Raw genomic sequence first — 16,995 nt, forward strand, 5'->3', positions numbered from 1 at the left:
AGCCCCGGCCTATAGGACCAAGCGGGGCGCCGCAACCATCGGGAGCCTGGGTGAGCGACCCTCTGACAGTTCTGGGGCTTGAGACCAGCTGCGACGAGACCGCGGCGTCGGTCGTGCGCCTGGGCGGCGACGGCCAGGTCGAGGTGCTGTCCTCGGTGATCGGCACCCAGTTCGCCCAGCACGCGCCCTATGGCGGCGTGGTGCCTGAAATCGCCGCCCGCTCGCACGTCGAGACCATCGACGGGGTGGTCGCCGAGGCCATGAAGACCGCCGGCGTCGGCTATGGCGAGCTGACAGGCGTCGCAGCCACCGCCGGGCCCGGCCTGGTCGGCGGGGTGATGGTCGGACTGGCGTTCGGCAAGGCCGTGGCCCTTGCCCGCAACCTGCCGCTGGTGGCGGTCAATCACCTGGAAGGCCACGCGGTCTCGGCCCGGCTGGCGGCCGACATCCCCTATCCATTCTTGCTGCTGCTGGTCTCCGGAGGCCACTGCCAGCTGCTCAGCGTCGAGGGCGTCGGCGCCTGCAAGCGGCTGGGCTCGACCATCGACGACGCGGCCGGCGAGGCCTTCGACAAGATCGCCAAGAGCATGGGCCTGCCCTATCCGGGCGGCCCGCACCTGGAGCAGATGGCCCAGGGCGGCGACGCCTCGGCCTATGAGCTGCCCCGCGCCCTGCTGGGCCGCAAGGGTTTCGACTTCTCGTTCTCGGGCTTGAAGACCGCCGCCGCCCGGTTCGCCGCCACAGTGACCACCGACGATCAGCGCCGCGACCTGGCCGCCGCGGTCCAGACGGCGATCGCCCGCCAGCTGTCCGAGCGCACCGACAGGGCCATGGAGGCCTACGCCGCCGAGCGTCCCGGCCAGCGGCTGCGCTTCGTGGTGGCCGGCGGGGTGGCGGCCAACAAGGCGGTGCGCGACAAGCTGCAGGAGACCGCCGCCAGGCACGGCTTCTCGTTTGACGCCCCGCCGCTGGCCTACTGTACCGACAACGCGGCGATGATCGCCCTGGCCGGGGCCGAGCGCCTGGCGCTGGGCATCTCCGACCCGCTGGACGCCCCAGCCAGGCCGCGCTGGCCGCTGGACCCAGAGGCCGCCGCCGCCAACCCGACCCACGCATTCGGCCGCAAGGGAGCCAAGGCATGAAGACCGCAGGCGTCATCGGCGGCGGAGCCTGGGGCACCGCCCTGGCCCTGGTCTGCGCCCGCGCCGGCCTTGAGACGACGCTCTGGGCCCGCGAGGCCGACGTCGTCGCCTCGATCAATGGCGAGCGCGAGAACAAAACCTTCCTGCCCGGCGTGGTGTTCGACGCCCCGGTGAAGGCCAGCGGCGACCTGGCCGATCTGGCCGGCTGCGACCTGATTCTCAATGTGACGCCGGCCCAGCACCTGCGCGCCAGCCTCGACGCCTTCCGGCCGCACGCCAAGGCCGGCGTGCCGGTGGTGCTGTGCTCCAAGGGCGTGGAGCAGGGCTCGCTGAAGCTGATGACCGAGGTGCTGGACGAAACCCTGCCGCAGGCCTCGCCCGCGGTGCTTTCGGGCCCGAGCTTCGCCATCGACGTGGCCCGCGGTTTGCCGACCGCGGTGACCCTCGCCTGCCCGGACGAGGAGCTCGGCTTCCAGATCGCCGCCTCGCTCAGCCTGCCGACCTTCCGCCCCTACCTGGCCGTCGACATGGTCGGGGCCGAGATCGGCGGCTCGGTGAAGAACGTGCTGGCCATCGCCTGCGGGATTTCCGAGGGCAAGGGCCTGGGCCGCAGCGCTCACGCCGCCCTGATCACCCGCGGCTTCGCTGAGATGACCCGGATGGCCGTGGCCCTGGGCGCGGAGGCCGAGACCGTCGCCGGTCTCTGCGGCCTCGGCGACCTGGTGCTGACCTGCTCCTCGCCGCAGTCGCGCAATATGAGCGTCGGCCTGGCGCTGGGCGGCGGCCAGACCCTTGAGCAGGCGCTGGCCGGCAAGGTCTCGGTGGCCGAAGGCGTCGCCTCGGCGCCCGCCGTCGTCGCCCTGGCCCGCAAGCTGGAGGTCGAGGCCCCGATCTGCGAGGCCGTCGCCGCCATCCTGGCTGGCGAGGCGCAGGTCGACGAGGCCATCGCCGGCCTGCTGTCGCGTCCGATCAGAACCGAACGATAATGGGAAACGCCATGACCATCTTCGCCCTGCACTGCCTCGACAAGCCGCAATCGCTCGACCTGCGGATGGCCAACCGCGAGGCGCACCTGGCCTATGTCGGCGGGTTCCGCGAGCACCTGAAGCTGGCCGGCCCGCTGCTGGATGCCGAGGGCGCGATGGCCGGCTCGCTGCTGATCGTCGAGTTCGACGACATCGCCCAGGCGCGGACCTTCTCGGCCGACGACCCCTACAACAAGGCCGGCCTGTTCCAGAAGGTGGAGATCACCGCCTTTAAGCCCACCCTCGGCGGGTTCGCTTGACGCGGGACGGCCCCGACAATCCCGCCCGCCCGGGCGCCGGCGTGGCGCTCTGCCCGCTGGCCGAGATCGCCGATCCCGGCTCCAAGGGCTTTCGCTTCCGCGAGGGCGGCAAGATGTTCGCCGGCTTCGTGGTGCGGGTCGGCGGCGAGATCCGCGGATATGTCGACAGTTGCCCGCACGCCGGCTGGCCCCTGGCCGCCTGGGACGACCGCTACCTGACCCGCGAGGGCGACCTGATCCTCTGCGGCGGGCACGCGGCGCTGTTTCGGCCGCTGGACGGGGTCTGCGTCGCCGGGCCCTGCGCCGACCAGAGGCTGAGCCCCTGGCCGGTGCAGGTCGTGGATGGCGAAATCCTGACCGCTTAGCCGCGCGCCGGGAACGGTTCAGCCCCGAAGTCGGCGACGTCGGCGATCAGGCCTTGCACGGCCAGCTCCACCAGTTCGCCGCCCTTCTCGGGCGTCGCCAGGGCGGGGTCAGAGCCCATGCGGCCGTCCGGATAGCGAGCCCGGAAGTCCTTGGCCTCACGGATCGGTCCGGTGGGAGCGATCTGCGGCGCGTAGTTGGCGGTCTTGACCGAGTCCGGATAGGCCCACTGGGTGACGGCGATCTCCGAGGGCGTCGCGTGGCTGCCGTGACCGCTGGGGAATTGCCGGTTGGCCAGGGCGTTGACGCCTCTCAGATCCCACCAGTTCTTGAGCTTGCAGGCGAAGCCGCGCTCGCGGCCGGCGAAGCTGGCCTCTGCATAGAGCTCGGAGAAGGCCGCCTCGATGGTGGCGACATTGCCGCCGTGGCCGTTGAGGAAATAGATCTTCTCGAAACCGTGGCCAGCCAGCGAGCGGCACCAGTCGCCGATCGCGGCGATGAAGGTGGTCGGCCGCAGCGAGATGGTGCCCGGGAAGCCCAGGTGATGCTGGGCCATGCCGATGTTGAAGGTCGGGGCGATCAGCAGGTCGGAAGTCTTCTGCGCCTCGTGGGCGATGATCTCCGGGCACAGCCAGTCGGTGCCCAGCAGGCCGGTCGGCCCATGCTGCTCGTTCGAACCGATCGGCACCACCACCGTCTTGGAGCGCGCCAGATAGGCCTCGATCTCTTGCCAGGTCGAAAGGTGCAGCAGCATTTGAAATCCCTTGGAAGGAGCCCCGTCGCCCCGGCCATACTACCGAGCGGGCGGCTAGTCGAACCCGTCGTCGGGTCCGGAGTCGTCCGGTCCCGGCTCGTAGACCAGCAGGTCTCCCGGCTGGCAGTCGAGTTCGCGACATAGGGCCGCGAGGGTGGAGAAGCGGACCGCCCTGGCCTTGCCGGTCTTCAGTATCGAGAGGTTGGCGATGGTCACGCCCACCCGGTCGGCGAGTTCGGTCAGCGACATGCGCCGCTGCAGCAGCACTCGGTCGAGGTTTACGCGGATGGGCATGGTCAGATCGTCAGCTCCGCTTCGCGGCGCAGGCGGGCGCCTTCGCGGAACACCTCGGCCAGCACGAACACCACCAGCACCGAGAACCAGGCCGTGGGGCTGAGCTCCGGCTCCTTGATGTCGGCGCCAGGCAAGGCCCATATGCCGATGCCGTAGATCGCGTAGCGGCCGATCTCCAGACCGGCCAGCACTAGGCCGATGACCCGCAGGCGGCGGACGTTTTCCGGATGGAAGGGGTCGCCGGCGGTCAGGGTCGCGAAGATCCGGCGCAGCCGCTCGACGATCACCAGCACTCCGGCCAGATAGAGCCCGGCCGCAGCCAAGCCGCCGAGCAGCACCGGCCCGCCAGCCTCGATCTCATTGGCGCCGGTGCGGATCGAGATGTTGTCGATCAGCTCCGGATTGAAGCTGAACAGGGCGGCGGCCAGCATCATCAGCGCCACCGCGCCCAGGCCGATCCAGAGCGCGACGAACACGACGTCGAGGATGATCTTCAGGAAGCTCGAAACCGAGCCTGGCCCCAGGGCGCGCATGCAGCCGCTCCGCGTTGTAACGAAGCGCCAGACTAGGCGAAGGCGCCGCCGGTGACCAAGGCGGCGATCGGCAAGGCGGCCATCACGACCGCTGCGATCATCAGGGTCCGTTCCAAGCCGGACATCATGGACGAGAACATGAGCAGCTCCTGTTCTTGGGTTTGGCGCGGCGGGATCGCCGCTGGTGTTGATAATCGATATGATCGCATTGCTTTTCGATCAATTGAAATATCGAAAAACGATATTAAACTTTCGCAATGCGTCCGGCCGCCGCCGGCTCTATGGTCCGCCGCCCCTTCGTCTGCGAGGTATTCGCCCATGGCCCTGAAGCTCGAACCCGGCGCCAAGCTGGTGGTCGCCACCCACAATCCCGGCAAGGCCCGCGAGCTGGCGGCGATTCTCGACAACCGCTTCGAGCTGGTGAGCGCCGGGGAACTGGGCCTGAGCGAACCAGAAGAGACCGAGAGCACCTTCGTCGGCAACGCGCTGCTGAAGGCCAGAGCCGCCGCCGAGGCCAGCGGCCTGATCGCCCTGGCCGACGACAGCGGCCTGTCGGTCGCCGCCCTCGACGGCGCGCCGGGCATCTATTCGGCGCGCTGGGGCGGACCGGAGAAGGATTTCGTCGGAGCCATGAAGAAGGTCGAGCAGCGACTGGAGGAGGTCGAAAGCGACGACGCCGGCGCCTGGTTCACCTGCGCCCTGGCGGTGGCCTGGCCGGGCGGCCCCGCCGTGGTCGTCGAAGGCCGGGTCGACGGGACCTTGGTGTTTCCTGGCCGCGGCGACCGTGGCCACGGCTACGACCCGATCTTCCAGGCCATCGGCGCAACCATCACCTTCGGCGAGATGGACCCCATCGAGAAGGACCAGATCAGCCACCGCGCCCTGGCCTTCGCCAAGCTGAAGGCCGCCCTGCTTTGACTGAATCGCTGGGCCTCTACATCCACTGGCCCTACTGCGCGAAGATCTGCCCCTACTGCGACTTCAACGTCTATCGCGACCGCGGCCGGCGCGAGGAGCAGGCCGCCCTGGTCCGCGCCATCGCCGCCGACCTGACCGCCCAGCGCCAGCTGACCGGGCCGCGGGAGCTGGTCTCGATCTTCCTCGGCGGCGGCACTCCCTCGCTGATGGACCCCGACTGGGCCGGCGAGCTGGTCGCTCTGGCCCGCAGGCTCTGGAGCCCCGCCGCCGACCTGGAAGTCACCCTTGAGGCCAACCCCACCGACGCCGAGGCCGATCGCTTCGCCGGCTTCGCTGCGGCTGGCGTGAACCGCCTGTCGCTGGGACTGCAGGCGCTGGACGACGCCAGCCTGACCCTGCTCGGCCGCAATCACGACGCCGAGGAGGCTATCCGCGCGGCGCGAACCGCAGCAGCGATCTTCCCGCGGCTCTCCATCGACCTGATCTACGCCCGCCCCGGCCAGACCCCCGACGATTGGCGCGCCGAGCTGGCCCAGGCCCTCGATCTGGGGGCCGAGCACGTCTCGCCCTACCAGCTGACTATCGAGGCCGGCACCGCCTTCGACCGCGCAGTGCGCCGCGGCAGCCTGAGGCCGCCGGGCGAGGATGCAGCCGCCGAGCTGTTCGAGACCACTCAAGCGGTGCTGGAAGCCGCCGGCTTCGAAGCTTACGAGGTCTCCAACCACGCCCGCGGCGAGGCGGCGCGCTCGCGCCACAACCTCGTCTACTGGACCGGCGCCGACTATGTGGGCGCAGGCCCCGGCGCGCATGGCCGGCTCAGCTTGGAGGGCGGGCGCGCCGCCACCTTCGCCCACGCCAGGCCGGCCGACTACATCGGCGCGGTCGAGGCGGGCGGAACCGGCTTTGCGACCCGCGAGATGCTCACCGAGATCGAGGCCGCTGAAGAGCGGTTGCTGGCGGGCCTGCGCATTGCGCCCGGCGTCGGCTTCGCCGAAGTGGCGGCCCTGGGCCTGACGCCCTTGCATCCCAAGGTCCGCAACCTGGTCGAGGCTGGGCTGCTGGCCGACGATTCCGACCGGCTGCGCGCCACTCCGGAGGGGCGCCTGCTGCTCGACCACGTGACCTCAAGGCTTGCGACCTGAGCGATAACCGGCGAAGCCTTGCGCCCATGTCGCGTCACCCTCCTCCGCCGGCCCTGTCCGAGGCCCCGCTCGATCCGGGCCTCTATGTGGTCGCCACCCCGATCGGCAATCTGCGCGACATCACCCTACGGGCGCTGGACGTGCTGAACGCCGCCGATCTGGTGCTGGCCGAGGACACCCGCGTGGCGGCCAAGCTGCTCAGCGCCTACAGCCTGTCGAAGAAGATCGAGCGCTATGACGAGCACTCGGCCGAACGCAGCGGCCCCAAGGCCCTGGCCTTGCTGGCCGAGGGCGGGCGCGTGGCCCTGGTCTCCGACGCCGGCACCCCGCTGGTCTCCGATCCCGGCTTTCGGCTGGTGCGCGAGGCCGTGGCGCAGGGGTCCGCCGTCTATCCGATCCCCGGGGCCTCGGCGCTGCTGGCCGGGCTGTCGGTGGCCGGTCTGCCGACCGACCGCTTCCTGTTCGCCGGCTTCCCACCGCCCAAGAGCGCCGGACGCCGCGCCTTCTTCGAAGAGCTGGCCGGCATCCGCGCCACCCTGGTGTTCTTCGAGGGCGGCTCCCGCCTGGCCTCGAGCCTCGCCGACATGGCCGCGGTGTTCGGACCGCGCGAAGCGGCCGTGGCCCGCGAGCTGACCAAGCTCTACGAGACCGTGACCCGCGGACCGCTGGACCAGCTGGCCGCCGACCCGAAGATGGACTTCCCCAAGGGCGAGCTGGTGATCCTCGTCGGGCCCGGCCGCGAGGAGGCGGCCAGCGCCGCCGACGCCGACACCGCCCTGGCCGACGCCCTGACTCGCCTCAAGCCCGCCGACGCCGCCGCCGAGGTGGCCAAGGCGCTGGGCCTGCCTCGCCGCGACCTCTACCGGCGGGCCATGGAGCTGAAGGGCAAATGAGCCGCCAGGCCCGGGGAGCCGCCGCCAGGCTGTCCGGCCGCCGGGCCGAGGTCTGGGCCGCCCTGTGGCTGATGGCCAAGGGCTACCGCATCCTGGGCTTCCGGCTGCGCACGCCGCAGGGCGAGATCGACCTGCTGGCCCAGCGCGGCGAGGTGCTGGTCGTGGTCGAGGTCAAGCGCCGCACCAGCCTGGAGGCGGCGCTTGAGACGGTGACGCAGACCCAGCGTGAGCGGTTGCGACGAGCGGGGCGCGCTATCGCCGCGCGCAGGCCCAGCTTGCAAAATCTTTCCATTCGGCTCGATTTGGTCGCGCTCGCGCCGGGGCGCTTGCCGGTACACAGTCCTGACGCCTGGAAGGGCGCTTGAGAGCCTATGACCCAAGAGGAAGCCGAAAACCTGTTGCGAGAAGCCGGACTTGCGCCGGACGACGTCTTCCCGCTGCTCGACGCGGCGGTGGCCTGCGCCGTGCACGAGGATCCGGGCCGCGACCCGCAGCCGGCGCTGGAGATGGCGCGGCTGGGCGTCGAGCGGCTGTCCGAGCGGCTGAAACTGGAGAGCCCCGAGGAGGCGCTGGCCGAGACCATGGCCGGCGATCTCGGCCTGACTGGCGACCTTCTAACCTATGACGACCCCGACAACGCCTGTGTGGTGGCGGTGGCCGAGCGGCGGCGCGGCCTGCCGGTGGCGCTGGGGGTGTTCTATCTGCATGTCGCGCGGCGGTGCGGCCTGACCGTGCAGGGCGTCGACTTCCCCGGCCACTTCCTGCTGCGCATCGAGACCCGCGAGGGCCCGCTGGCCCTCGACCCGTTCAGCGAGGGCCGGGTGGTGCTGCCCTCGGAATTGACCCGCCGGGCGCTGCACGCCGGCCTGACCCCCAACGTCGCCGACCGGCTCGATCGGCTGATGGCTCCGGCCAGCGACCGAGCAGTGCTGATTAGGCTGCAGAACAACGTCTTCGCCCGCGCCGCCGCGGCCGGCGACTACGGCCGAGCCGAGCGCGCCGCCCTGCGCCGGGCCCTGCTCGATCCGCTCGACCACCGCCCCTGGCTCGACGTCGCCGCCGCCCGCGAGGGCCAAGGCGCGCTGGCCGGCGCCCTGGAAGCCCTGGCCCACGCCTCCAGCCTCGACGGCGGCGCGGCCCTCGCCGCCCGCGCCCAGCGTGAGCGGGTCCGGCTGCGGCTGAACTAGGCGGGTCCATTGCGCCGCGAACCACCTACCCCAGCAGGAGCGGAACTGACTGCTAAGCGCCATCGCGCGCTGGCGCTGCCGTGCCTCCCGGCCTATCTGAGACGCCTTGACCGTTGAGGAGCTACCCATGTCGTTGAAGGTCGCCGTCCAGATGGACCCGCTCGAGGCCATCAAGATCGAAGGCGATACGACCTTCCTGATGATGCTGACGGCGCAGGCGCGCGGGCATTCGCTGTTCGTCTACACGCCCGAGCGGCTGGCGCTCGAAGAGGGCAGGGTGTTCGCCCGTGGCCGGTCGGTGAGCGTGCAGGACGTCAAGGGCGACCACGCCAAGTTCGGCGACTGGGAGCTGGTCGAGCTGTCGGCGTTCGACGTGGTGCTGCTGCGCCAGGACCCGCCGTTCGACATGGCCTACATCACCTCCACCCATTTCCTGGACGTGATCCATCCCAAGACCCTGGTGGTGAACAACCCGACCGAGGTGCGCAACGCGCCCGAGAAGCTGTTCGTCACCGGCTTTCCCGGCGTGCAGCCGCCGACCCTGATCACCTCTGACGTCGAGGCGATCTACGACTTCCGCGCCCGCCACGGCGACATCGTGCTGAAGCCGCTGTATGGCGGCGGCGGTTCGGGCGTGGCGCGGCTGCTGGCCGACGACCCCAACCTCGACGCCATGCTCGACCTGCACCGGATGATCGGCCGCGAGCCGGTGATCGCCCAGAAGTTCATCCCGGCGGTCAGCAAGGGCGACAAGCGCATCCTGCTGGTCGACGGCGAACCGGTCGGCGCGATCAATCGCGTGCCCGGCGCCGGGCAGATCCGCTCGAACCTGGCGGTCGGCGGCCGCGCCGAGGCCGTCGAGCTCACCGCCCGCGACAAGGAGCTGTGCGCGATCATCGGTCCGGAGCTGAAGCGCCGCGGCCTGATGTTCGTCGGCATCGACGTGATCGGCGACTACCTGACGGAGATCAACGTCACCTCGCCGACCGGCGCCCGAGCGCTGGAGCGGTTCACCGGTGTCAATGCGACGGCGATTCTTTGGGACGCTATTGAAACCGCGCGCTCAACGGCTTAGCTTGCAACTCCAAGAGACACGTATAAGTCGCGGAATCGTCTCAACTTCCTAAAAAGTTCTATTTTTGTTCTTGATCCGGCCCGCTCGGCGTGCTCGGCTTGTGGATAAGTTGAGCCAATTCTAGGGGTTGGGATGGCGTCCCGCGTCGTCACCGTAGCGTTCCAGGGCGTCGAAGCCCGCCGCGTCGACGTGGAGGTGCAGCTCACCACCGGCGAGGTGAAGTTCATGCTCGTCGGCCTGGGCGACAAGGCCGTGGCCGAGAGCCGCGAGCGGGTCCGGGCCGCCTTCGCCGGGCTGGGCCTGGCCATGCCGAGCCGCCGGATCATCGCCAACCTGGCTCCCGCCGATCTGCCCAAGGAAGGCAGCCACTACGACCTGCCGATCGCTCTGGCGGTAATGGCTTCCATGGGGGTGCTGCCGCCCGAGGCCCTGACCGAGTGGGCGGCGATGGGCGAGCTGTCGCTGGACGGCCGCATCGTGCAGGCGGCCGGCGCCCTGCCCGCGGCGGTCGCCGCCGGGGCGATGGGGCTGGGCCTGATCTGTCCGGAAAGCTGCGGCGCCGAGGCCGCATGGGCCGGCGACACCCGTATCCTGGCGGCGCCCTCGCTGATCGCCGTGGTCAACCATTTCCGCGGAACCCAGATCCTGTCGCCGCCCAAGCCGGGGGCGATGATCGAGGGCGAGCGGGCTCCTGATCTCAAGGACGTCAAGGGCCAGGAGCACGCCAAGCGGGCGCTGGAGATCGCCGCGGCCGGCGGCCACAACATCTTGTTCAGCGGCCCGCCCGGCTCGGGCAAGTCGATGATGGCGGCGCGACTGCCCGGCCTGTTGCCGCCGCTGTCGCCGACCGAGTTGCTCGAGACCTCGATGGTCCATTCCGTGGCCGGCCTGATCGCCAAGGGCGAACTGACCCGCACCCGGCCGTTCCGCACTCCGCACCATTCGGCCAGCATGGCGGCGCTGACCGGCGGCGGTCTGCGGGTGAAGCCGGGCGAGGTGTCGTTGGCCCACAACGGCGTGCTGTTCCTCGACGAACTACCGGAGTTCTCGGCCCAGGCCTTGGATTCGCTGCGTCAGCCCCTGGAGACCGGGGAGGTGGTGGTGGCCCGCGCCAACGCCCACGTGCGCTATCCGGCCAGGTTCCAGCTGGTGGCGGCGCAGAACCCCTGCAAGTGCGGGCTGGGCGGAGCCGGACGCGGCGCCTGCGGGCGCGCGCCGCGCTGCCAGACCGACTACCAGATGAAGGTCTCGGGTCCGTTCATGGATCGCATCGACCTGCAGATCGACGTGCCGCCGGTCAGCGCCGCGGACCTCGCCCTGCCAGCCCCGGCCGAGGGCACGGCGGAGGTCGCCACGCGGGTCGCCGCGGCCCGCGCCCTGGCGGCCGAACGAGCCGGAGACGATGGTGCCCCGCTCAACGCCCGCGCCGAGGGCGACTTCCTGGAAAGGATCGCGGGCCTGGAGGCCGAGGCCCGCGCCCTGCTGGCCCGCGCAGCCGAGGCCGGCGGCCTGACCGCCCGCGGCTGGAGCCGCACGCTGCGCCTGGCCCGCACCATCGCCGACCTGGAAGGGTCGGGCCCGGTGCGGCGCGTGCACGTGGCCGAGGCGTTGGTTTATCGCCGCGCCGGCCAGGCCAGCGCGATGGCCTAAGGCAAGGCGCGACTGGAGGGGCCGAACCCCTCCAGCCGCGGCCGCCGAGGGCCTAGGCCCTCAGTTCCCGAGCACCGGCCGCGCGCCGGAAGCGGCGGCGCCGGATGGCCTTGCGGCCAACCAGGAAGCGCACCAGTTGACGATCGTCGTCGTCATCTTCGACGCCTTCGCCCTCGTCCTCATCACCGCGCTCACGGATCAGGTGGGCGAGCACCAGGCGACGGAGACGCCGGCGACGCACCGCGCTGGCGAGCAAGCCCCCGCGCGAGATCCCTTCGCCTTCGCCTTCGTCCTCGTCCTCGTCGTCGTCGATGCCTTCGCCTTCCTCGCCCGCTCTGCGTTCGCGGATCAGGTGGGCGAGCACCAGGCGGCGGAGGCGCCGCTTGCGCGCCGCGCTCCCGAGCAGGATGCGCGCGAGACGATGATCCTCGCCGTCGCCTTCCTCTTCATCGTCGATGCCTTCGCCTTCGTCGTCTTCTTCTCCGCGCTGACGGATGATCTGGGCTAGCACCAGCCGACGTAGGCGCCGCTTGCGCGCGACCCCGCCGACCAGCACGCGAACAAGTCGTTCGTCGTCGCCGCCGCCTTCTTCGTCATCAATGCCTTCGTCCTCGTCGTCCGCTTCCGCGCCGCCTCGATCGCTGAGGAGGCGCGCAATCAGAAGGCGGCGCATGCGCTTGCGGCCGCGGATCTTGCCGCCGGCCAGCAGGCGGGCGATGTCGTCGGAATCTCTACCTTGACCGTTGAAAGTTGGGTCAAACGTCATCTGTGGCGCTCCTCGTTACTTTCTTTTGCGCAGCGCCATGGGCTCGCTGACCGTATGACGCTGCAGTTTAGTCCCCGACTTTCAGTGGGCCGCGCCGGCCTCGGACTCGCGAGCGGCGCGTTCGATCAGTGTCCCCGCTATGGCGGGACTTAGGATTTCGAATTGCATCAGCCGCTTGGCGGCGCTTTCAGCGATCATCGAACGCAGCAGCATCCGGGACAGCTCGGCGTCCTCATCGGACTCCTCAGCTTCCTCGTCCCGGGCCCGCTGGCCCAGCACGCAATTGACGCCGGCCTCAAACGCCTGCTCGACGATGTCCCGCAGCGTCGCTTCGGGCTTCAGCTCGGACAGGCGGACACGCTCGTCGTCGGAAATCTCTCGACGGCCGCCAGCGGCGTCCATGCTTTCGATGCCGACCACCTGACCGGTGTCGGTGTCGATACTGATTGACAGGAGCTTGGCCTCCGCAGCCCCGGCGGCAGTCTTTTTCCGGCCTGCCGCAGCTGCCGATTCCGGAGCGAATGAGGGTTGTTCGTCAGTCGGGGCCACTGCACTCTCCATGTCGCTCCCCAACACTCAGCATAGTACGCTCATGGGGATGGTCGGTCCCCTCGGGTCTGTCACCTAGGGGTCGAACTGCGAGACCTCGCACGCACAGATCCGCAACCTGCGCGCGATATTTGGTGTCCGGGCGCATGCGCGGCCAAGGCGCCTGCAACCGAAGCGGCGCCTTGCGCGTCTTACCCCCGGAGCAACAAGGGGCGGCTCATGCCCGGCTACAGCCACATCCTCGTCACGGTCGATATCGAGGACCCCACCAACACCGAGCGGGAACTGAAGCGGGCGCGGGATATAGCCAGGGCGTCAGGTGCGCGGATCACCCTGCTGAACGTGCGCACGCCGCGCTCGTCCCGCTACAACGTCCACTTGCCCAACACCTTCGATGCGGACGAACAGGCCTACCATGAGGCCGAACTCCAGAAGTGGGCCGAGACGATCAGCGACGCCGACCGGCCCGTGACCCTGCGGGTCCGCGTGGGCCGGGTGGCCGGCGAGGTGTTGGCCGAGGCGCGGGCCGCGGAGGCCGACCTGATCATCATCGGCGCGCACCAACCGAACACCGCTTCGCGGCTGCTGGGCTCCAACGGCGAGCGGATCGTGCGCGAATCCGAGATCAGCGTGCTGGTCGCGCGGTGAGCCGCCAGCGCAGGTGGGTTCCGACCGCCAGCGAGATCAGCACCAGATAGCTCCAGACGCTGAGCGCCACGAGATAGGCGAGGGCGCGCACGCCCTTGTCGGCCAAGATACCGGCATGGGTGATGACCGCGAGCAATTGGAAGGCCGCGGCCGGCAGGATCCAGATGCGATCGCTGCGCACGACGAGCCAGAGCAGCACCCCCAGGAACGCCGCATCGACCGCGAAGACGCCCCATTGCGGGTCGACCCAGTTGTGGCGGTTCTGCACGAGCATGCTGGCGCACCAGGCGACCACGTTGGCCACGGCGACGATCCGCTCGTCCCGACCGCCGCGCCAAAGGGCGTAGGCCGAGACGCCGAGCAGCGCAGCGAGCCAGATCTGTTGCAGCACCGCGCTGTTCAAAGCAAAAGGGGCCCCAGTCGAACTGAAGGCCCAGATACTGCGGTTAATCCCGCGAGATGCAACTTTGGAAGGTGGCGACTACGACGCCACCATGCGCAGCGGACGGCGGCCGGCTGACGCTTCCACCGGCTTGTCGAGCGTCCCGTACATCACCGCGCCGAGCCCGATCTGGGTCTTGGCGATGTCGAGTTCCTTGTGGGTCTCGCAGATCGCCCGGCGCGCCTGGGCGAGCAGGGCGATGGCTTCGCTCGCCCGTTCGACCGCCTCCTGCCCCACCAGGGCCGACAGACCGGCGTCGGCGCGAAGGCCGGGCATCACTCCCGCCAGGCCGGCCGTCTTCGCCAGGGCGGCGTCGATGGCGGCTTCGGCTTCGAACAAACTCGCCGCGACTTGATCGGCGATCATACGACGTTGCTTGAGCATGGTGGTCTCCTGGCGCGCGGCCGAGCGCCCGCGCCTTCTTGTGCGTGTTCAGTTTTCGGGGAACAGGGCTAAAGCCCCGTTTGGAATTAGGATTAAATTAAGCTCTGAAGCGCGTGCAGGCCGGCCAGCAGAGCCCCGAAAGCCAGCGCCGAAACGATGGCGATCAGGCCCACCAGGCCCAGTCGCGCTGCCGGTCCTAGCGGGCGTCCGGCGACTCCGGCTGGAAGCCCTCGTCCAACAGCGCCCAACTGGTGCAGAGGATTTCCCGCAAAACCATTTCCGGCGGCTTGAACTGAGACATCTTCCGCAAAGCCGAAATCAGGTCTTGGGCCATGGTCGCCTTCAGCGGGGAATCGGCCAAGTCCGCGAGCTGGCGTTCCAGCTGGCTCCACGTAAAGCTCGGAACCATATCCTCGTGGGCTGGGGGCGTCGGCCAGCGACGCTCGAACGCCGCCGCCTCGTTGCGCATCCGCAGCGCCTGGCCAACCGCCGCCCGACGATCCGCCGTCTCGCGGCTCGGGAACAGGTCCACCACCTCGCCCCTGACGTCCGCCAGCTCTCTCATCCAGTCGCCCATCCGCCTCGTCTCCTTGCAGGGCTTCATCAGCCCATAGGACGTTGGCGGCGTCTGTCCTGATCGCGTCATGTCCCGATCCGATCGGGACAGCGGTTTCATGGTCGGCGAGGGCGCGGGCGGCGGCGTAGCGGTCGGGCACGCCGAGCTTGCGGCGGGCGCGGTCGCAATAGGTGTCGACCGAGGCCTTCGACATGCCCAGCTCGCGAGCGATCTGCTTGGAGCTGAGGTGCCGATCGACCAGACGCAGACAGTCGCGCTCCCGAGGAGTCAGAAGCTCAACTGCATCTGCGGCGGTCTCGATCTGTGCGCGCATAAGACGAATACGTTAGCGACTCGCGTTACCGGCCGTCTACTTGTTATGGTGATGACAGGCTTAACGCCCGAAGATTATCGCACACTTGGTGGGGAGGACAGAATGCCCCTCGACGACGCCATCGGACCAGATCCGGTCGATATCGCAATCGGCGCGCGCATGCGCCTGCGACGCAAGTCGCTTGGGATCAGCCAGGGAGTGCTGTCCGAGCGGGTCGGTGTCTCGTTCCAGCAGATCCAGAAGTACGAGCGCGGCGCCAACCGCGTGTCTGGATCGATGCTGGTCGCCATCGCCCAGGCGCTCGACATCTCGGTCGGCTGGTTGGTGGGCGAAGAGGGCGGCCTGGCCGATTCCACCGACGAGATCGTCAAGGCGCTGGCCCTGACCGGCGCGGTGGAGCTGCTGGAGGCCTACGCCGCGATACCGCAAACCTCGGCCCGCGCGGCGCTGCTGACCCTGGCCCAGGAAATGGCCGCACACTGAACGCGGTTTGACCGCCCGTTAAGCCGCGGCCCTTAGGGTTGCGGGCGATGAACCACGACCCGTCTCAAGATCCGCGCGTCAGCGCCGAGCAGCTCGCTTCGCTGAGCCATGAATTCCGCACGCCCCTGAACGGGGTGCTGGGCATGGCCCGGCTGCTGGAGGGCACCAGCCTGACCCAGGAACAGCGCGCCTATGTGGCGGCGCTGCGGGAGTCCGGCGAGCACCTGCTGGGCCTGGTCAACGACGTGCTCGACTTCGCACGGCTGGGCGCCGACAAGATCGAACTGCACCCCACCACCTTCGAGGTCGAGAGCCTGCTGCGCTCGGTCTGCGAGCTGCTGTCGCCGCGCGCCCAGGAAAAGGGGCTGGAGATCGCCTGGGCCGCGCCGGCCGGCATCGGCCAGATGGTCGCCGACGAAGGCCGCCTGCGCCAGATCCTGCTGAACTTCGCCGGGAACGCCGTGAAGTTCACCACTACCGGCGGCGTGCTGGTCAGCGTCGCCGAAACCACCCGTGGCAGCCTGCGCTTCACGGTCGAGGATTCCGGGCCCGGGGTCAGCGCCGCCGACCGCGAGACCATCTTCAAGGCCTTCGAACAGGCCGACCCTCTGCGCGACGTGCAACTGGGCGGCGCAGGGCTTGGCCTGGCCATCGCCCGCAAGCTGGCCGACGCTATGGACGGCGATGTCGGGGTCGAGACCGCCAGCCTCGGCGGGGCGGCCTTCTGGTTCGAGGCGCACTTCGAGCGCCGCCCGGTGCGGGCCGAGCGGCCGCTGGCCCGCCGCACGATCGCCGTGGCCAGCGCCAGTGGCGTGGTCACCGAGGCCGCGCGCCGCCAGATCGAGGCCGGCGGCGGCAAGGCGCTGGTCGCCCGTGACCTGGCCGGCGTCTTGGCCGGGGCCCGCGACAGCGACGTCATCCTGATCGACCGCGCCCTGGCGCCCGACCGCGCGCCGCCCAAGCGCGCCATGCTGGTGCTGCTGACCCCGGACGAGCGCCACCACATCGACGACCTGCGCAGCGCCGGGTTCGCCGGCTACCTCATCAAGCCCCTGCGCCGCGCCTCGCTGGCCGAGCGGGTGCTGGCCGCCCGCCGTCCGGAGGACCACCGCGCCAGCGCCAGCGCCGGCGCGGTCGACGACCGCATCGCGCCGGCCGCCGCGCCGGGCGCGCGGGTTCTGCTGGTCGAGGACAATCCGATCAACGCCCTGCTGGCCCGCACCCTGCTGACCCGCGAAGGCTGCCGCGTCGACCAGGCCGGCGGCGGCGAAGAGGCCCTGGCCGCGCTGGCGGTGGGCGAATACGACCTGATCCTGATGGACATGCGGATGCCGGGCCTCTCGGGCCTGGAGGCCACCCGCCGGACCCGCAACATGGGCGTCACCACCCCGGTGGTCGCCCTGACCGCCAACGCCTTCGAAGAAGACCGCCACGCCTGCCTGGCCGCGGGCATGGACGACTTCCTGGTCAAGCCGCTGACCCCGGACGCGCTGCGTGCGGCGCTCGGCCGCTGGACCGGTCGCGGCGGCTGGACTGCGCGGGCGGACCGCGCCAAGGTCGGCTGACGCTGGGGGCGGCCCCAACGCTCACGGGGGAC

22 protein-coding genes and 1 pseudogene are annotated in these 16,995 nt (G+C 70.0%); 14 read left to right on the forward strand and 9 right to left on the reverse strand.

The window, feature by feature from the left end; translation table 11 throughout:
- The first annotated feature begins 50 nt into the window (after positions 1-50).
- Genes tsaD through AC1DQJ_RS18480 form a run of 4 tightly spaced genes read left to right on the forward strand, consistent with a single transcriptional unit; the run spans position 51 to position 2,792 of the window.
- Positions 51-1,142: a tRNA (adenosine(37)-N6)-threonylcarbamoyltransferase complex transferase subunit TsaD gene (tsaD, locus tag AC1DQJ_RS18465; RefSeq protein WP_477605980.1), complete on the forward strand. Its 1,092-nt coding sequence runs from the start codon at positions 51-53 to the stop codon at positions 1,140-1,142.
- Positions 1,139-2,128, forward strand: coding sequence for an NAD(P)H-dependent glycerol-3-phosphate dehydrogenase (locus tag AC1DQJ_RS18470; RefSeq protein ID WP_477605982.1), 990 nt, complete (start codon positions 1,139-1,141; stop codon positions 2,126-2,128). The genes tsaD and AC1DQJ_RS18470 overlap by 4 nt, the downstream gene beginning before the upstream one ends.
- A gap of 11 nt (positions 2,129-2,139) precedes the next feature.
- A complete protein-coding gene (locus AC1DQJ_RS18475; RefSeq protein ID WP_477605984.1) occupies positions 2,140-2,427 on the forward strand; it encodes a YciI family protein in 288 nt (95 codons plus the stop codon).
- Positions 2,424-2,792: a Rieske (2Fe-2S) protein gene (locus tag AC1DQJ_RS18480; RefSeq protein WP_477605986.1), complete on the forward strand. Its 369-nt coding sequence runs from the start codon at positions 2,424-2,426 to the stop codon at positions 2,790-2,792. The genes AC1DQJ_RS18475 and AC1DQJ_RS18480 overlap by 4 nt, the downstream gene beginning before the upstream one ends.
- Here the strand turns inward: AC1DQJ_RS18480 and AC1DQJ_RS18485 are convergent.
- The 3 genes from AC1DQJ_RS18485 to AC1DQJ_RS18495 are packed head-to-tail and all read right to left on the reverse strand — an operon-like array spanning position 2,789 to position 4,371.
- Positions 2,789-3,544 (reverse strand): creatininase family protein, encoded by a 756-nt coding sequence (locus tag AC1DQJ_RS18485; protein ID WP_477605988.1) that lies wholly within the window; start codon positions 3,542-3,544, stop codon positions 2,789-2,791. The genes AC1DQJ_RS18480 and AC1DQJ_RS18485 overlap by 4 nt on opposite strands.
- Before the next feature lie 54 nt (positions 3,545-3,598).
- Positions 3,599-3,838, reverse strand: coding sequence for a helix-turn-helix domain-containing protein (locus AC1DQJ_RS18490; RefSeq protein WP_477605990.1), 240 nt, complete (start codon positions 3,836-3,838; stop codon positions 3,599-3,601).
- Positions 3,839-3,840: 2 nt separating this feature from the next.
- Positions 3,841-4,371: a DUF2975 domain-containing protein gene (locus AC1DQJ_RS18495; RefSeq protein ID WP_477605992.1), complete on the reverse strand. Its 531-nt coding sequence runs from the start codon at positions 4,369-4,371 to the stop codon at positions 3,841-3,843.
- A gap of 318 nt (positions 4,372-4,689) precedes the next feature.
- Here AC1DQJ_RS18495 and rdgB point away from each other — a divergent pair, with 318 nt between their 5' ends.
- The 7 genes from rdgB (at position 4,690) to AC1DQJ_RS18530 (ending at position 11,236) form a co-directional block, all read left to right on the forward strand.
- Positions 4,690-5,289: an RdgB/HAM1 family non-canonical purine NTP pyrophosphatase gene (gene rdgB, locus AC1DQJ_RS18500; protein WP_477605994.1), complete on the forward strand. Its 600-nt coding sequence runs from the start codon at positions 4,690-4,692 to the stop codon at positions 5,287-5,289.
- The gene (hemW, locus tag AC1DQJ_RS18505; RefSeq protein ID WP_477605996.1) at positions 5,286-6,431 is read left to right on the forward strand and encodes a radical SAM family heme chaperone HemW; all 1,146 of its coding nucleotides are present in this window, start codon (positions 5,286-5,288) and stop codon (positions 6,429-6,431) included. Before rdgB ends, hemW begins: the two co-directional genes overlap by 4 nt.
- Before the next feature lie 26 nt (positions 6,432-6,457).
- Positions 6,458-7,324 (forward strand): 16S rRNA (cytidine(1402)-2'-O)-methyltransferase, encoded by an 867-nt coding sequence (rsmI, locus tag AC1DQJ_RS18510; RefSeq protein WP_477605998.1) that lies wholly within the window; start codon positions 6,458-6,460, stop codon positions 7,322-7,324.
- Positions 7,321-7,689 (forward strand): YraN family protein, encoded by a 369-nt coding sequence (locus AC1DQJ_RS18515; protein ID WP_477606000.1) that lies wholly within the window; start codon positions 7,321-7,323, stop codon positions 7,687-7,689. Before rsmI ends, AC1DQJ_RS18515 begins: the two co-directional genes overlap by 4 nt.
- 6 nt (positions 7,690-7,695) lie before the next feature.
- Positions 7,696-8,511, forward strand: a complete 816-nt coding sequence (locus tag AC1DQJ_RS18520; RefSeq protein WP_477606002.1) for a transglutaminase family protein — start codon at positions 7,696-7,698, stop codon at positions 8,509-8,511.
- A 127-nt stretch (positions 8,512-8,638) separates the two neighbouring features.
- Positions 8,639-9,586, forward strand: a complete 948-nt coding sequence (gene gshB, locus AC1DQJ_RS18525; protein ID WP_477606004.1) for a glutathione synthase — start codon at positions 8,639-8,641, stop codon at positions 9,584-9,586.
- Between the two features lie 132 nt (positions 9,587-9,718).
- Positions 9,719-11,236: a YifB family Mg chelatase-like AAA ATPase gene (locus tag AC1DQJ_RS18530; protein WP_477606006.1), complete on the forward strand. Its 1,518-nt coding sequence runs from the start codon at positions 9,719-9,721 to the stop codon at positions 11,234-11,236.
- Positions 11,237-11,288: 52 nt separating this feature from the next.
- Here the strand turns inward: AC1DQJ_RS18530 and AC1DQJ_RS18535 are convergent, their stop codons facing one another.
- Entirely contained in the window at positions 11,289-12,002 is a 714-nt protein-coding gene (locus AC1DQJ_RS18535; protein WP_477606008.1) for a hypothetical protein, read from the reverse strand.
- Between the two features lie 81 nt (positions 12,003-12,083).
- Positions 12,084-12,551: a hypothetical protein gene (locus AC1DQJ_RS18540; RefSeq protein WP_477606010.1), complete on the reverse strand. Its 468-nt coding sequence runs from the start codon at positions 12,549-12,551 to the stop codon at positions 12,084-12,086.
- A 219-nt stretch (positions 12,552-12,770) separates the two neighbouring features.
- On the opposite strand from AC1DQJ_RS18540, the gene AC1DQJ_RS18545 reads away from it, so the two are divergent.
- Complete coding sequence (locus AC1DQJ_RS18545; RefSeq protein ID WP_477606012.1) at positions 12,771-13,199, forward strand: universal stress protein; 429 nt, start codon at positions 12,771-12,773, stop codon at positions 13,197-13,199.
- Here the strand turns inward: AC1DQJ_RS18545 and AC1DQJ_RS18550 are convergent.
- The 4 genes and pseudogenes from AC1DQJ_RS18550 to AC1DQJ_RS18565 all read right to left on the reverse strand — a co-directional run.
- Positions 13,177-13,590 (reverse strand): hypothetical protein, encoded by a 414-nt coding sequence (locus tag AC1DQJ_RS18550; RefSeq protein ID WP_477606014.1) that lies wholly within the window; start codon positions 13,588-13,590, stop codon positions 13,177-13,179. The genes AC1DQJ_RS18545 and AC1DQJ_RS18550 overlap by 23 nt on opposite strands.
- 90 nt (positions 13,591-13,680) lie before the next feature.
- Positions 13,681-14,025, reverse strand: coding sequence for a hypothetical protein (locus tag AC1DQJ_RS18555; protein ID WP_477606016.1), 345 nt, complete (start codon positions 14,023-14,025; stop codon positions 13,681-13,683).
- 196 nt (positions 14,026-14,221) lie between these two features.
- Positions 14,222-14,671: a hypothetical protein gene (locus AC1DQJ_RS18560; RefSeq protein WP_477606018.1), complete on the reverse strand. Its 450-nt coding sequence runs from the start codon at positions 14,669-14,671 to the stop codon at positions 14,222-14,224.
- Between the two features lie 55 nt (positions 14,672-14,726).
- Positions 14,727-14,915 (reverse strand): annotated as a pseudogene (locus tag AC1DQJ_RS18565) (response regulator transcription factor); the annotation flags it as partial.
- Between the two features lie 102 nt (positions 14,916-15,017).
- Between AC1DQJ_RS18565 and AC1DQJ_RS18570 the strand changes: the two are divergent.
- Both AC1DQJ_RS18570 and AC1DQJ_RS18575 read left to right on the forward strand, forming a co-directional pair.
- On the forward strand, positions 15,018-15,398 hold the full coding sequence (locus AC1DQJ_RS18570; protein WP_477606020.1) for a helix-turn-helix domain-containing protein: 381 nt from the start codon (positions 15,018-15,020) through the stop codon (positions 15,396-15,398).
- Between the two features lie 47 nt (positions 15,399-15,445).
- On the forward strand, positions 15,446-16,963 hold the full coding sequence (locus tag AC1DQJ_RS18575; protein ID WP_477606022.1) for a response regulator: 1,518 nt from the start codon (positions 15,446-15,448) through the stop codon (positions 16,961-16,963).
- Positions 16,964-16,995: the final 32 nt, after the last annotated feature.

The sequence above is a fragment of the Phenylobacterium sp. P4_E10 genome (assembly GCF_056401675.1).

Bases quoted from the DNA above. Each gene is read 5' to 3' on its own strand.
- AC1DQJ_RS18470 (WP_477605982.1), top strand. From the start codon at position 1,139: ATGAAGACCGCAGGCGTCATCGGCGGCGGAGCCTGGGGCACCGCCCTG.
- AC1DQJ_RS18475 (WP_477605984.1), top strand. From the start codon at position 2,140: ATGACCATCTTCGCCCTGCACTGCCTCGACAAGCCGCAATCGCTCGAC.
- AC1DQJ_RS18485 (WP_477605988.1), bottom strand. From the start codon at position 3,544: ATGCTGCTGCACCTTTCGACCTGGCAAGAGATCGAGGCCTATCTGGCG.
- AC1DQJ_RS18490 (WP_477605990.1), bottom strand. From the start codon at position 3,838: ATGCCCATCCGCGTAAACCTCGACCGAGTGCTGCTGCAGCGGCGCATG.
- AC1DQJ_RS18495 (WP_477605992.1), bottom strand. From the start codon at position 4,371: ATGCGCGCCCTGGGGCCAGGCTCGGTTTCGAGCTTCCTGAAGATCATC.
- rdgB (WP_477605994.1), top strand. From the start codon at position 4,690: ATGGCCCTGAAGCTCGAACCCGGCGCCAAGCTGGTGGTCGCCACCCAC.
- rsmI (WP_477605998.1), top strand. From the start codon at position 6,458: ATGTCGCGTCACCCTCCTCCGCCGGCCCTGTCCGAGGCCCCGCTCGAT.
- AC1DQJ_RS18515 (WP_477606000.1), top strand. From the start codon at position 7,321: ATGAGCCGCCAGGCCCGGGGAGCCGCCGCCAGGCTGTCCGGCCGCCGG.
- AC1DQJ_RS18520 (WP_477606002.1), top strand. From the start codon at position 7,696: ATGACCCAAGAGGAAGCCGAAAACCTGTTGCGAGAAGCCGGACTTGCG.
- gshB (WP_477606004.1), top strand. From the start codon at position 8,639: ATGTCGTTGAAGGTCGCCGTCCAGATGGACCCGCTCGAGGCCATCAAG.
- AC1DQJ_RS18530 (WP_477606006.1), top strand. From the start codon at position 9,719: ATGGCGTCCCGCGTCGTCACCGTAGCGTTCCAGGGCGTCGAAGCCCGC.
- AC1DQJ_RS18535 (WP_477606008.1), bottom strand. From the start codon at position 12,002: ATGACGTTTGACCCAACTTTCAACGGTCAAGGTAGAGATTCCGACGAC.
- AC1DQJ_RS18545 (WP_477606012.1), top strand. From the start codon at position 12,771: ATGCCCGGCTACAGCCACATCCTCGTCACGGTCGATATCGAGGACCCC.
- AC1DQJ_RS18555 (WP_477606016.1), bottom strand. From the start codon at position 14,025: ATGCTCAAGCAACGTCGTATGATCGCCGATCAAGTCGCGGCGAGTTTG.
- AC1DQJ_RS18560 (WP_477606018.1), bottom strand. From the start codon at position 14,671: ATGACGCGATCAGGACAGACGCCGCCAACGTCCTATGGGCTGATGAAG.
- AC1DQJ_RS18570 (WP_477606020.1), top strand. From the start codon at position 15,018: ATGCCCCTCGACGACGCCATCGGACCAGATCCGGTCGATATCGCAATC.
- AC1DQJ_RS18575 (WP_477606022.1), top strand. From the start codon at position 15,446: ATGAACCACGACCCGTCTCAAGATCCGCGCGTCAGCGCCGAGCAGCTC.